Source organism: Tsukamurella serpentis (genome assembly GCF_054780975.1).
The window spans coordinates 545,698-558,993 of sequence record NZ_BAAGVH010000002.1; the positions used below are offsets into that span (position 1 = coordinate 545,698).

Annotated in this window: 10 protein-coding genes; 9 read left to right on the forward strand and 1 reads right to left on the reverse strand. The window is 72.2% G+C overall.

Going from position 1 to position 13,296, the window contains the following annotated elements:
- The first annotated feature begins 1 nt into the window (after position 1).
- The 8 genes from ACYVHG_RS05010 to ACYVHG_RS05045 all read left to right on the forward strand — a co-directional run bounded on the left by ACYVHG_RS05010 (position 2) and on the right by ACYVHG_RS05045 (position 8,056).
- Positions 2 to 1,252, forward strand: a complete 1,251-nt coding sequence (locus tag ACYVHG_RS05010; protein ID WP_461166316.1) for a phthiocerol/phthiodiolone dimycocerosyl transferase family protein — start codon at positions 2 to 4, stop codon at positions 1,250 to 1,252.
- The gene (locus tag ACYVHG_RS05015; protein WP_461166317.1) at positions 1,249 to 2,559 is read left to right on the forward strand and encodes a condensation domain-containing protein; all 1,311 of its coding nucleotides are present in this window, start codon (positions 1,249 to 1,251) and stop codon (positions 2,557 to 2,559) included. The genes ACYVHG_RS05010 and ACYVHG_RS05015 overlap by 4 nt, the downstream gene beginning before the upstream one ends.
- A gap of 38 nt (positions 2,560 to 2,597) precedes the next feature.
- A complete protein-coding gene (locus tag ACYVHG_RS05020) occupies positions 2,598 to 3,500 on the forward strand; it encodes a sulfurtransferase (RefSeq protein WP_461166318.1) in 903 nt (300 codons plus the stop codon).
- Positions 3,497 to 3,922 carry a SufE family protein gene (locus ACYVHG_RS05025; protein WP_461166319.1) on the forward strand — a complete coding sequence of 142 codons (426 nt, stop codon included), beginning with the start codon at positions 3,497 to 3,499 and terminating at the stop codon, positions 3,920 to 3,922. The genes ACYVHG_RS05020 and ACYVHG_RS05025 overlap by 4 nt, the downstream gene beginning before the upstream one ends.
- Positions 3,923 to 3,932: 10 nt before the next feature.
- Positions 3,933 to 5,378: a condensation domain-containing protein gene (locus ACYVHG_RS05030; protein ID WP_461166320.1), complete on the forward strand. Its 1,446-nt coding sequence runs from the start codon at positions 3,933 to 3,935 to the stop codon at positions 5,376 to 5,378.
- 129 nt (positions 5,379 to 5,507) lie between these two features.
- On the forward strand, positions 5,508 to 7,325 hold the full coding sequence (locus ACYVHG_RS05035) for an acetyl/propionyl/methylcrotonyl-CoA carboxylase subunit alpha (protein ID WP_461166321.1): 1,818 nt from the start codon (positions 5,508 to 5,510) through the stop codon (positions 7,323 to 7,325).
- A 9-nt stretch (positions 7,326 to 7,334) separates the two neighbouring features.
- Positions 7,335 to 7,562, forward strand: a complete 228-nt coding sequence (locus tag ACYVHG_RS05040; protein ID WP_461166322.1) for a hypothetical protein — start codon at positions 7,335 to 7,337, stop codon at positions 7,560 to 7,562.
- A 59-nt stretch (positions 7,563 to 7,621) separates the two neighbouring features.
- Positions 7,622 to 8,056: a hypothetical protein gene (locus tag ACYVHG_RS05045; RefSeq protein ID WP_461166323.1), complete on the forward strand. Its 435-nt coding sequence runs from the start codon at positions 7,622 to 7,624 to the stop codon at positions 8,054 to 8,056.
- Here the strand turns inward: ACYVHG_RS05045 and ACYVHG_RS05050 are convergent, their stop codons facing one another.
- The gene (locus ACYVHG_RS05050) at positions 8,057 to 8,674 is read right to left on the reverse strand and encodes an LGFP repeat-containing protein (RefSeq protein ID WP_461166324.1); all 618 of its coding nucleotides are present in this window, start codon (positions 8,672 to 8,674) and stop codon (positions 8,057 to 8,059) included.
- A gap of 105 nt (positions 8,675 to 8,779) precedes the next feature.
- Between ACYVHG_RS05050 and ACYVHG_RS05055 the strand changes: the two genes are divergently transcribed.
- On the forward strand, positions 8,780 to 13,267 hold the full coding sequence (locus tag ACYVHG_RS05055; RefSeq protein WP_461166325.1) for an ATP-dependent helicase: 4,488 nt from the start codon (positions 8,780 to 8,782) through the stop codon (positions 13,265 to 13,267).
- The last annotated feature ends 29 nt before the right edge of the window (positions 13,268 to 13,296 follow it).

The window sequence follows — 13,296 nt, forward strand, 5'->3', positions numbered from 1 at the left end:
GATGCCCCGCCGCGCGCTGTCCGAGCTGGAGGTCCCGTACGTGGTCACCGGCACCACCTCCAGCGGCAGCTTCACCGTCCGCGGTCCGCTGGACGCGCAGCGGATGGCGGCCGCGTTCGCGGCGCTGCGGCGCGAGCAGCCGGTACTGACCGGTGTGATCGAGGCGGGCGCCACCGGTTTCGAGCTGGTGGTGCCCGAGCGCGCAGTGGACGAGACGCACGCCCCGGTCACCGTCGAACAGCGGTCCTTCGCGCCCGGTGACGTGCGCCTGGACGCCGACCCGCAGCGCAGCATCGCCGCCCTCGCCATCGCGTCCGACGGTGACCTGCACCGCGTGACCCTCGGCGTCAGTCACGCCGTCGCCGACGGTGCCCACGCGGTGGCGCTGAATCTGCGGCTGTGGGAGCTGTACACCGATCCGCACGACGAGCGCACTCCGGCGCCGGCGCTGCCGCACGCCCCCACCGACCTGGCGGGCCGGTTGCCCGCCGCGCAGGCCCCGGAACCGCTGAGCATCACCGCCCGCACCTGCGGCAACGTTCCGGAGCCGAGTGCGGTGAACGCCGGCGAGTTCGGGTTCGAGCGGATCCGGCTCAGCGCCGAGGACACCACCGCGCTCCGCGAGCGCGCCAAGGCCGCGGGCCTGAGCGTGCACGGCCTGCTCGCCGGGCTGATCGTGACCGCCGAACGCGCGGCGATGCCGGTGGACCCGCAGCAGCCGGTGCCGATGGCCGTGTTCAGCCCCGTCGACCTGCGCGGGCGGTGCGAGCCGCCGGTCGGGGCGACGGAGGTCACCAACTTCGCGGGATCGTCGACCGCACCGCTGACGGTGTGCGCCGATACCCCGGCCACCGAGATCGGGCAGGCGGTGCTGCAGCGGCTGCGCGCCGACCTCGCCGACGGCAGCGCCGCCTCGGCGCTGACCGGTACCGCGGCGGTCACCGTCACCGACGGTGCCCCGGTCCGGCTGAGCAACCTGGGGACGGTGCCGCCACCGTCGACCCCGCAGGACGTGACCGCGCTCGACTTCAACACCAGTTCCGAGGTCGACATCGACAGGGTCCGGGCGCTGGTCCAGGGCGCTCCCCCGCAGCTGCTGGCGCCGCTGGTGGGGCTGCACTACCACGCACTCACCTTCGACGGCCGGTTGTCGATCGAGATGCGTCACGCACCGGGCACCCTGGCCCCGCAGGCGGTGGCGGCGATCCGCAGCGCCATCGAATCGGCGCTGACCGCGACGGTGGCCGTATGAGTGATCTGCTCGACTTCATCGATCAGGCAGCCGCCTCGGGCACCCGCGCGACCGGCCGGAACTCGCTGATCCAGGCGGTGTGGATCTACGACCGCGGTGTCGATACCGCCGGGCTCGAACGATTCCGGCACGCGCTCGCGCAGGGCCTACTGGGCCGGAGGGTCGCTGCGTCACCGCTGCCGGTGGGCCGCGACCGGTGGATCCGCGAGCCCCAGGCACCGCCGATCATCGTCGCGCTGCCGCGCCCGCGCAGTGAGATCGACGCCTGGCTCGACGAACGGGTGGCCGCGCCGATCGACCCGTGGCACGGTCCCGGCTGGCAACTGGCGGTACTGCCGCTGACCGACGGCGGCAGTGCGGTCACACTGGTGGTCTCGCACGTCCTGGCCGACGGTGTGGGGACGGCGACGGCGATCGCCGAGGCCGCGGTCGGCACGGTGCGCGAACTTCCCTATCCGTCCGCACCGGCGCCGACGGTGCGCGCGGCGGTCCGGGACGGCCTGGCCGTGCTCGCCGAAGTACCGGCCGCGGTCCGGGCGGCGCTGGCCGCCGCGAAGTTGGCGCAGGACCGTCTGGACCCCGGCTCGGGCGAGCATCCCGGACCCGAGACCGGTCCGGAGCGGTGGGCTATCCAGCACATCGACCGCTCCGTGCTCGCCGACCTGGCCCGCGAGCTCGGCGGCACCGAATCGAGCGTGCTGTTCGCTGTGACCGCCGCCATCGCCGGCGCACTGGGCTGGGTGCGCCCGGACGACGGTGCGGCCGCGCTGAGCCTGTCGGTGAGCCGCCGCACCGACGGTGACCTGCGCGGTAATGCCATCCTCGACGCGGAGCTGCTGATCGACCCGGCCGCCGGCCCGAGCGAGGTCCCCCGGCTGCGCACCGCGGTGAAGCAGGCCCTGACCACCCTGCCCGAGACCGGCCGGTTCGACGCCTTCGGACCGTTGATCGCACTGCTGCCGCGCCGCACCCTCGCGGCGCTGATCGACGCGCCGCCCGATCCGTCGCACCCGGTGACCACCTGCGCCGGGGTCGGCGCACTCCCGGCCCCGGTCCGCGCACCGGACGGCAGTCCCGCGCAGCGCACCTGGTTCCGTCTGGCCTGGGCACCGCTACCGGTCGCCGAGCCGAGAGCCTCGGGTACAGGCAGGGCACCCTCGTCCCCTCCGCCCTACCTGTACGTGGGCTGGACCGGCACCGACGACGAGACCTCCCTGTTCGCGGCCACCAACCTCGCCACGGCGACGGACCTGCCCGGGATCGTCGCGGCGGCGCTCGACACGTTCACCGGCGCGCCCCGGGCGTGAGACCGCGCGGGGCACCGGTGGCCGCTACGCTGAACGTCGTGGCTATCGACACCGATCCCAGCGCGGAGCTTGCGCACTACGCGCACCCCGAGCGCCTCGTCACCGCCGACTGGCTCAGCGGACACCTCGGGGTTCCCGGCCTGAAGGTGATCGAATCCGACGAGGACGTGCTGCTCTACGACATCGGGCACATCCCCACCGCGCAGAAGGTCGACTGGCACCTGCACCTCAACGATCCGGTCTCCCGCGATTACATCGACGGTGAGCGGTTCGCCGAGTTGATGCGCGCCAAGGGGATCAGCCGCGACGACACCGTGGTGATCTACGGCGACAAGTCGAATTGGTGGGCGGCGTACGCGCTGTGGGTGTTCACCCTGTTCGGCCATCCCGACGTCCGGCTGCTCGACGGTGGCCGCGACCTGTGGATCAGCGACGGCCGCGACGTCTCCCTGGAACGCCCGGAGTACCCGCGCAGTGACTACCCGGTCGTGGAACGGGACGATTCGCGGATCCGTGCCTTCGCCGAGGAGGTCCGCGCGGACCTCGGGCGCCGCGCCCTGGTCGATGTGCGCTCACCGCAGGAGTACACCGGTGAGCGCACCCACATGCCGGACTACCCGGAGGAGGGTGCGCTGCGCGGTGGCCACATCCCCACCGCCGTGTCCATCCCGTGGGCGAAGGCCGCCCGCCCGGACGGGCGGTTCCTGCCGCACGCCGACTTGCAGCAGGTGTACTCCGATCTGGACCCGGCCACTCCGGTCACCGCGTACTGCCGGATCGGTGAGCGTTCGAGCCACACCTGGTTCGTGCTCACCCACCTGCTGGGCTTCGCCGATGTGCGCAACTACGACGGTTCCTGGACCGAGTGGGGCAACACGGTGCGGGCGCCGATCGTGCGGGGCGGCGAGGCGGGTACCGCCCCCGGCTCCGCGGGCGCGTGAGCGCCTCCCCCGGTCTCCCCGAACCGCTCGCGGAGATCGTGGACGATTTCGCCGGGGTCGGTGAGGCCGACCGGCTGGAGATGCTGCTGGAGTTCTCCCGGGAGCTGCCGCCACTTCCCGCGCACCTGACCGACGCCGCGATGGAACCGGTCCCCGAGTGCCAGTCGCCGCTGTTCCTCGACGTCGACGCCGCCGATCGCAGCGCGGTGCGGCTGTACTTCAGTGCGCCGCCGCAGGCGCCCACCACCCGCGGTTTCGCGTCGATCCTGGCCCAGGGCCTGGACGGTCAATCCGCCGAGGCCATCGCCGGTGTCCCCGACGATTTCCACCACGCACTGGGCCTGGACGCGGTGGTCAGTCCGCTGCGGCTGCGCGGCATGTCCGCGATGCTGGCGCGGATCAAGCGCCGGCTGGCCGCCTGAGCGGGCGGCCATGCAGTTCACCGAACTGAGCGCGTACCCGCTGCGCCCGGGGGAACTGCGCAACTGGACGCCCACCCGCGGGCCCGCCGCGCGCTGGCGCGACGACCCGCGGCGCCCGTCCCACGTGCACGAGGCGCACCTGCGCAGCGCCCTGTCGATCCTGCAGCGCCGGCACATCGACGGCGGCCGCGAATCCTGGCTGGGGATCGCCGTCGAATTCGACGAGCCGCTCTCCATCCCCGGGCTGCGCACCGCACTGCGCGCCTGGATCGACCGGCACGAGGTGCTGCGCACCCACGTCTTCATCGAGGACGGGCTCCCGCGCCGGCGCAGCGCCCAGCCAGCCACCGTCGACCTGAAGGTGCAGACGGTGGGCACCTATCACAGCACCGAACCGCTGGCCGAGCAGCTGCTCGGGGAGTTCGACCGGTCCACCGCACCGCTGACCTGGCCGGCGTACCTGTTCTCGACGGTGTCCCGGGAGGACTCGTTCACGCTGTTCTTCGCCGCCGATCACTCCCTGCTCGACGGGTACTCCCTGATCCTGAGCCCGCACGAGCTGCGCGAGTTCTACCGGGAGGCGGTGCACGGGACGACCGCGCAGCTGTTCCCCGCCGGCAGCTACGTCAACTACTCCGACACCGACCGGCAGAGCGCCGACCGGGCCACCGCCGATCACCCCGCGGCGCAGATGTGGAACGAGTACCTCACCGAGACCGCGTTCGCACCGTCGGCGTTCCCGATGCCGCTGCTGCCGGTGAGCGCCAAGCTGCTCGCCGACGAGACCCGCGCAGCGCTCGGGCACGATCCCGACGGGGTGCCCCGGTTGCCGCAGAGCGCCGTCAACTTCCATCTGCTCGACGACGACCGGGCCAACAACTTCACCCGGGTGTGCTCGGAATCGGGCGCCACCCTGGTGACCGGGGTGCTGGCGTGCATGGCCAAGATCAACACCGATCTGGGTTTCGGCCCGGTGTTCCGGTGCGCGGTGACCAGGCACACGCGCGACGCCGAGCAGTGGATCGCCGCGCTGGGCTGGTTCGTCGGGGTGGCACCGTTCCGGCTGGACACCACCGGTACCCGCACCTTCGGCGAATTGGCGCAGCGCTCGCAGTCCGAGTGGCGACGGTCCAAGGCCGGCAGCACACTGCCGTACCTGCGGATCGGCGAGGTGCTGGCCGCACCGGCACCGCCGCCGCGGTTCGTGGTCTCGTTCATGGACACCCGCTCGGCCCCGGGCTCCGAGGTCAACGACGCCGGAGCCGCCGCCGCGCTGCGCTCGCGCGACTACTCGCTCGACGACGTCTACCTGTGGATGCTGCGCACCCCGTCGGGGTTGCACGTGGCGGCGAGGTTCCCGGGCTTCGAGACCGCGCGCCGCAGTGTCACCCTGTACCTCGGCGCGCTACGTTCGATGTTGACCGAGATCGGCGATGCGACAGTCGCCCGAGGGTGACCGATCCGAGGGGACTGTCGTCTGCGCCACATGAGCGGAGGCTTAGACTCGTGACGAGTTCGGCCCCCGGTTGGACAGAAGGCTGTGCGCACGACGAGGTGCGCCGCACGGAACTAGGGAGACTTTGAAGTGGCAGCCCACGCTGACAAGAAGATCGAGAAGGTGCTCATCGCCAATCGTGGTGAGATCGCCGTCCGCGTCATCCGCGCCGCCCGGGACGCCGGCATCACCAGCGTCGCTGTCTACGCCGAGCCCGACGCCGAGGCGAAGTTCGTGCGCCTGGCCGACGAGGCCTTCGCCCTGGGCGGACAGACCTCCGCCGAGTCGTACCTCGTCTTCGACAAGATCCTGGACGCCGCCGCGAAGTCCGGCGCCGACGCGATCCATCCCGGTTACGGCTTCCTGTCCGAGAACGCCGACTTCGCGCAGGCCGTCATCGACGCGGGCCTGACCTGGATCGGCCCGTCACCGGCCTCGATCCGCGACCTCGGTGACAAGGTCACCGCCCGCCACATCGCCGAGCGCGCCGACGCCCCGATGGCGCCCGGCACCAAGGACCCGGTCTCCGGCGCCGACGAGGTCGTCGCGTTCGCCCAGGAGCACGGCGTGCCGGTGGCGATCAAGGCCGCCTTCGGCGGTGGCGGTCGCGGTATGAAGGTCGCGCACACCATCGACGAGATCCCCGAGCTGTTCGAGTCCGCCACCCGTGAGGCGGTCGCGGCCTTCGGCCGCGGTGAGTGCTTCGTCGAGCGCTACCTGGACAAGGCCCGCCACGTCGAGGCGCAGGTCATCGCCGATCAGCACGGCAACGTCGTGGTGGCCGGCACCCGCGACTGCTCGCTGCAGCGCCGCTTCCAGAAGCTGGTCGAGGAGGCGCCCGCGCCCTTCCTGACCCCCGAGCAGCGCGAGCGCATCCACCAGTCCGCGAAGGACATCTGCCGGGAGGCCGGGTACTACGGCGCCGGCACCGTCGAGTTCCTGGTCGCGGCCGACGGCCTGGTCAGCTTCCTGGAGGTCAACACCCGCCTGCAGGTCGAGCACCCGGTCACCGAGGAGACCGCCGGCATCGACCTGGTGCGCCAGCAGTTCCGGATCGCCGAGGGCAAGGAGCTGGAGATCACCGAGGACCCGCAGCCGCGCGGTCACTCCTTCGAGTTCCGGATCAACGGCGAGGACGCCGGCCGTGGCTTCCTGCCCGCGCCCGGCCCGATCACCGTCTACCGCGAGCCCACCGGTCCCGGTGTGCGCGTGGACTCCGGTGTGGACGCCGGCGATGTGATCGGCGGCCAGTTCGACTCGATGCTCGCCAAGCTCATCGTCACCGGAGAGAACCGCGAGCAGGCACTGGAGCGTTCGCGGCGCGCGCTCGCCGAGTTCCAGGTCGAGGGCCTGGCCACGGTGATCCCGTTCCACCGGCACATCGTGGAGAACCCGGCCTTCACCGGCACCAAGGCCGACGGCTCCGAGGGTTTCGACGTCTACACCAAGTGGATCGAGACCGACTGGGAGAACCCGATCGAGCCGTACACCGGTGGCCAGGCGATCGAGGAGGACGACTCGCTGCCGCGGCAGAACGTGGTCGTGGTGGTCGACGGCCGCCGCGTGGAGGTCTCGCTGCCGGGTGAGCTCACGCTCGGCGGCGGTGACGCGGCCGGTGCGGGCGTGATCCGCCGCAAGCCCAAGCCGCGCACCCGTGATCGCGGTGCCGGCGTGGCCGCCACCGGCGATTCGGTGACCGCCCCGATGCAGGGCACCGTGGTGAAGGTCTCGGTCGAGGACGGCCAGCAGGTCAGTGCCGGTGATCTGGTCGTGGTCCTGGAGGCCATGAAGATGGAGAACCCGGTGGCCGCGCACAAGGACGGCGTGGTGACCGGCCTGACGGTCGAGCCCGGCACCGCCGTCACCCAGGGCACGGTGCTGCTCGAGATCAAGTCCGGCGACGAGTAGACGGTCCCGATGGATCCGATCGGCCTCAATGTCGGCGAGTACTACCTGACCGCCCTGCGGGAGGACGATTGGCTCGCGGACACCGGTTACAGCTGGTCGGTCCGTGAGGCCACCACGGGCGATTCGATCGGTGAGGTGGTTCTGCTGCCGGACGGTGCGGTGCGCACCGTCGGGCGGCGGAGCCCGGGCCTGGACACCGCCCGCGAGGCCGTCGCGAGGTTCGGCGCCACGCTCTGAACCGGCCCCGCCGGGGTGAAAGCGCTGCGCGCCCCGGCCGCAGCGGCGATGATCGTCCTATGGCCAGGAAGAAGGAGCCCGAGCCGGTTCCCAGCATCGGGGAATCGGTCAACAGCCTGCTCGACTCGGTCCGCGCTGCGGCCGGGCGGGCGATGGACAACACCGGTCGTACCGTGACCAGTGTCGGCAAGCTCAGCACCGTCCCGCCGGACACCATCGAGTTGATCGCGGAACTGCCGAAGATGATGCTGGCGATGGCCGACATGATCGAGCGGGCCAATATCGTGATCGACCGCGCCGAGCGGCTCACCGCAGTCGCCGATCCGGCGCTCAACACGCTCGACGCCGTACTGCCGCCGCTGGTGGAGGTCACCAATCGACTCAGCGACATGCAGCGCGGGGTGAACCGGCTGCCCGGCGTCAGTCACATCCGCAGGGCCACCGGTCTCGGTGATCCGCCACCGCCGGTGACTGATCCCCGGCGGCCGCTGTGATCACGGCCAGGTGATCACTCCGCGCTGGAAGGTCTGCGAGAAGCCGTTACCGGTGCGGATCTCCGGCCCGGTCGGGTAGCCGTAGCGTCCGGACTCGCGCTTCTCCGCGCTCCACTTGACCAGGATCTCGCCCCAGACCGGCCAGGCGCCGCTGGCCGGCGACCAGTAGACGGTGCCGCCCTGGAAGGCGTTCATGGCGCCGGTGACGGCGTTGAACGGTCCGCGGGCGTGCACCTCGTCACTGATCGGGAAGCCCAGCGGGCCGCGTTCCCAACCGGTCTCGCCCCACTTGCCACGGATCGCGCCGCCGACCTGGTGGGCGTTGCCGCCGTCCGCCGCGGGATGCCAGTAGAAGGAGGTGTTCTTCTCGAAGGTCTGGAACTTGCCGCCGCGGGCCGCGTTCGATTCCGGGATCAGCGGCGGACCCCACTGGACCCAGCCGCCGGTGGCGAAGTACGAGACCTCGATCTGGCCCTTGACCAGGAACCGGCCCACCTGCTGATCGGCCTTCGCGACGGCGGCCACGGTGCCGCTGATCCCGACCGCGACCGCGGCGCCGGCGACGATGCCGCGCAGCCAGGCGCGACGGAGACTGTTGGATGTGACGTGCGTGGCCATACCTGCTCCTTCAGAGACTCTTACCCCTGAACATCATGAATCACAGCAGTCACACAAACAACAACAGTCACGGGGTGTGTCGGGGGTCTGCGCCATGATGAACACATGCCGGACGCCCTCCGGGCGTTCACGCCCGCCACCGCGCAGTGGTTCACCGAGTCCTTCGCCGCTCCCACTGCCGCCCAGGAGGGCGCCTGGCGATCCATCGCCGCAGGTGAGAACACCCTGGTCGTCGCGCCCACCGGCTCGGGGAAGACGCTCTCGGCGTTCCTGTGGGCGCTGGACCGCCTGGCCGCAGGCGGGCGCACCAGCGGCACCTCGGTGCTCTACATCTCCCCGCTCAAGGCACTCGCGGTCGACGTGCAACGCAACCTGCGCGCACCGCTGGCCGGTATCTCCCGGGTCCGCGAGCAGCGCGGTGAGCCGGCGCCGGAGGTCACCGTCGGTGTGCGCTCGGGTGACACCCCTGCGCAGGAGCGGCGCCGGCTGGTCCGTAACCCGCCGGACATCCTGATCACCACTCCCGAGTCCCTGTTCCTGATGCTCACCTCGCAGGCCCGCGCGAGCCTGACCGCCGTGCACACCGTGATCGTCGACGAGGTGCACGCGGTGGCCGGTACCAAACGCGGCTCGCACCTGGCACTGTCCCTCGAACGCCTGGATGCGCTGTTGCCGCACCCGGCTCGGCGGATCGGACTCTCGGCCACCGTCGAACCCGCGCAGGAGGTGGCCGCGTTCCTCGGCGGGCCGCGTCCGGCGACGGTGGTGCGCCCGCCCTCGCAGAAGCGGTTCGAGCTCACCGTGAGCGTGCCGGTACCGGACATGACCGAACTCGACGTGATCGGGGGCGATCCGGACGAGCCGGTGCAGCAGGGATCGCTGTGGCCGCACGTGGAATCGGCGATCGTGGAGCAGATCGAGCAGCACCGCTCGACCATCGTCTTCGCCAACTCCCGCCGCCTGGCCGAGCGGCTCACCGCCCGGATCAACGAATCGGCCGCCGGAGTGCAGGCCGGAACCGGCGGGACCACCGGGACCGTAGGAGATTCCGGGGCCGGGAATCCCGCTGTTCCCGGCGGCGCTCCGGCGCAGGTGCTGGCCAGCGGCCAGACCCACGGCGCGCAACCACTGCTGGCCCGGGCCCACCACGGCTCGGTGAGCAAGGAGCAGCGCGCCCTCATCGAGGACGATCTCAAATCCGGCCGGCTGCGCTGCGTGGTCGCCACGTCCAGCCTGGAACTGGGCATCGACATGGGCGCAGTGGATCTGGTGATCCAGGTGGAGGCACCGCCATCGGTGGCGGCGGGTCTGCAACGGGTGGGGCGTGCCGGCCACCGGGTCGGTGAGCCCAGCCGCGGCGTCTTCTTCCCCAAGCACCGCACCGATCTGCTGCACAGCACCGTCACCGTCTCCCGGATGCGCGAGGGCGCGATCGAGGCGCTGGTGGTGCCGCGCAATCCGCTCGACGTACTCGCCCAGCAGACGGTGGCCGCCGCCGCGATGGACCGGCTCGACGTGCACGAGTGGCTGGCGCTGGTCCGCCGTGCGCATCCCTACGCCGGGCTGCCGGATTCGGCGTACACCGCCGTGCTGGACCTGATCTCCGGCCGGTACCCGGCGGAGGACTTCGGCGAACTGCGGCCCCGGGTGGTGTTCGACCGTGACGCCGGCACCCTCACCGGCCGTCCCGGTGCCGCGCGCCTGGCGGTCACCTCGGGCGGCGCGATCGCCGATCGCGGCCTGTTCGGCGTGTTCATGGTCGGCGAGAGGGCATCCCGGGTCGGTGAGCTCGACGAGGAGATGGTCTACGAGTCTCGGGTCGGTGACGTCTTCGCGCTCGGCGCCACCAGCTGGCGGATCGAGGAGATCACCCACGACCGGGTCCTGGTCTCCCCCGCCTTCGGCCAGCCCGGACGCCTGCCCTTCTGGATCGGCGACACCGTGGGCCGTCCCGCCGAACTGGGCCGGGCGATCGGCCGGTTCACCCGCGAGTTCACCGCCCTCGACGAGCCCGCCCAGCGCGAGCGGGCGCAGCGAGCGGGCCTGGGCACCTGGGCCACCGACAACCTGATCGCGCTGCTGGCGGAGCAGCACCGGGCCACCGGTGTGCTGCCCACCGATCGCACCCTGGTGGTCGAACGGTTCCGCGACGAGCTCGGTGACTGGCGGGTGGTGCTGCATTCGCCGCTGGGGATGAAGGTGCATGCGCCGTGGGCGCTGGCGGTCGGCGCGCGCCTGAACGCCGAGCGGGGACTCTCCGGTGCGGTCACCGCGACCGACGACGGCATCGTCGTGCGGCTGCCGGACACCGACGACACCCCGCCCGGCGCCGATCTGTTCCGCTTCGACGCCGACCGGATCGAGGACCTGGTCACCGAGGCGGTGGGGTCGAGCGCCCTGTTCGCCTCCCGGTTCCGGGAGTGCGCGGCCCGCGCGCTGCTGCTGCCGCGCCGTGATCCGGGTAGGCGCGCTCCGCTGTGGCAGCAGCGCCAGCGGGCGAGCCAACTGTTGGAGGTGGCGCGCCAGTACCCGCAGTTCCCGATCGTCCTCGAAGCGGTCCGCGAGTGCCTGCAGGACGTCTACGACGTTCCCGAGCTGGTCGCGGTGCATCGCGCGATCGCCGCCCGGCGGATCCGCCTGGCGGAGGTGGAGACGGTGGCACCGTCACCGTTCGCGGCGTCCCTGCTGTTCAGCTACGTGGGCGCATTCATGTACGAGGGCGACGCCCCCTTGGCCGAGCGCCGCGCCGCGGTGCTCAGCCTGGATCCTGCGGTGCTCTCCCAATTGCTGGGCCGGGTCGAGCTGACCGAATTGCTCGACCCCGAGGTGCTGGCGGAGGTCTCCGCCCAGTTGCAGCGCACCGCCCCCGGATACCGGGCGCGCAGCACCGAACAGGTGGCGGATCTGATCCGGGAACTGGGGCCACTGCGGAGCGGGGAGATCGCCGAGCGCTGCGAGAGTGCAGCGCTGGCCGCGTCCGCGGTGCGCGAGCTGACTGCCGCGGGCCGGGTGTTCGGCTTCGGGGATGGCCTCGTCGCCGCGGTCGAGGACGCCGCACGGCTGCGTGACGGTCTCGGTGTACCGGTGCAGCCGGGGATCGCGTCGGCGTTCACCGCGCCGGTTCCCGATCCGATCGGTGACCTGCTCTCCCGGTACGCCCGCCGCCACGGCCCGTTCACCGCCGTCGAGGTGGCCACCCGGTACGGCCTCGGGGTCGCCGTGGTCGCACGGGCCCTGACGGAGATGGTCGGTGCCCGCCGGGTGATCGAGGGCAGGTTCGTCCCCGACGACGACGATGGTGACGGCGCCGCCCAGTTCTGCGATGCCGACGTACTGCGCCGGATCCGTCAGCGGTCGCTCGCCCGGCTGCGCCAGGACGTCGAGCCGGTGCCCGAACGCGCCTACGCACAGTTCCTGGCCGGTTGGCACCACCTCACCGAGCCGTTGCGCGGGATCGACGGAGTGGCGACGGTGATCGACCAGCTGGCCGGGGTACCGATCCCGGCGTCCGCCTGGGAGACGCTGGTGCTGCCGCAGCGGGTCGCCGACTACTCCCCCGCCATGCTCGACGAACTCACCGCTACCGGGGAGGTGGTCTGGACCGGGCACGGAGCGATCGGCGCGCAGGACGGCTGGATCGCCTTCCACCCCGCTGATCCGGCGCAACTCACCCTTCCGCCGCCCGCCGCACTGGACCCGGCTCCGGCCCACCGGGCGATCGACGATGCGGTCCGCGGCGGCGGCGCGTACTTCTACCGCCAGCTCACCGGCGCCACCCCGGAGGCACTGTGGGATCTGGTGTGGGCGGGCCGGCTCACCGGTGACACCTTCGCCCCGGTCCGCGCCCGCCTCGCCGGCGGTCGCCGCGCCGGCGCGCATCGCACGCCCCGCCGGGCTCCGCGGGCCCGGCTGCGGGTCTCCGCCGATCAGGTACCACCGATGCTGGCCGGCCGCTGGTCGGTACCGCCGGCCGCGTCGGACGCCGGCGCCACCGAGCAGTCGCACGCCGTGGCCGAGCAGCTCCTCGAACGCTACGGCGTGGTCACCCGGGGTGCGGTCTCCGCCGAGCACGTCGAGGGCGGTTTCGCGCGGGTGTATCGCACACTGGCCGCGTTCGAGGAGTCCGGGAAGGCGCGTCGCGGCTACTTCATCGAGCGGCTCGGGGCCGCGCAGTTCGCCCGCACCGGCACCGTCGACGCACTGCGGGACGCGGCCACCGAATCGGAACGGGCCGAGCAGCGCGGAGAGTCGTCCGCGCTGGTGTTGGCGGCGACGGACCCGGCGAATCCGTACGGCGCGGCGCTGGCCTGGCCGGAGACCCCCGACGGCGCCCGGCCGGGCCGCAAGGCCGGTGCCGTGGTGGTGCTGGTGGGTGGGGCGCTGGCGCTGTTCCTCGAGCGCGGCGGCCGCACCCTGCTGACCTTCACCGACTCCCCGGACCGCGCGCTGCGAGCGCTGGCCGGAGCCGCGCCGCGGCTCGGCGGCCTGTCCATCGAGAAGATCGACGGGCTGCCCGCGCCGGCCTCCCCGCTGGCCGGAGCCCTCGCGGCGGCCGGTTTCGCGAGGACGCCGAAGGGGCTGCGCGCCCGCTGAACCGGCCGGCCCGCATGGCAGGATGAGGC

Coding starts and splice junctions, on each gene's coding strand:
- ACYVHG_RS05015 (WP_461166317.1), top strand. CDS start 1,249: ATGAGTGATCTGCTCGACTTCATCGATCAGGCAGCCGCCTCGGGCACC.
- ACYVHG_RS05045 (WP_461166323.1), top strand. CDS start 7,622: ATGGCCAGGAAGAAGGAGCCCGAGCCGGTTCCCAGCATCGGGGAATCG.
- ACYVHG_RS05030 (WP_461166320.1), top strand. CDS start 3,933: ATGCAGTTCACCGAACTGAGCGCGTACCCGCTGCGCCCGGGGGAACTG.
- ACYVHG_RS05010 (WP_461166316.1), top strand. CDS start 2: ATGCCCCGCCGCGCGCTGTCCGAGCTGGAGGTCCCGTACGTGGTCACC.
- ACYVHG_RS05055 (WP_461166325.1), top strand. CDS start 8,780: ATGCCGGACGCCCTCCGGGCGTTCACGCCCGCCACCGCGCAGTGGTTC.
- ACYVHG_RS05050 (WP_461166324.1), bottom strand. CDS start 8,674: ATGGCCACGCACGTCACATCCAACAGTCTCCGTCGCGCCTGGCTGCGC.
- ACYVHG_RS05040 (WP_461166322.1), top strand. CDS start 7,335: ATGGATCCGATCGGCCTCAATGTCGGCGAGTACTACCTGACCGCCCTG.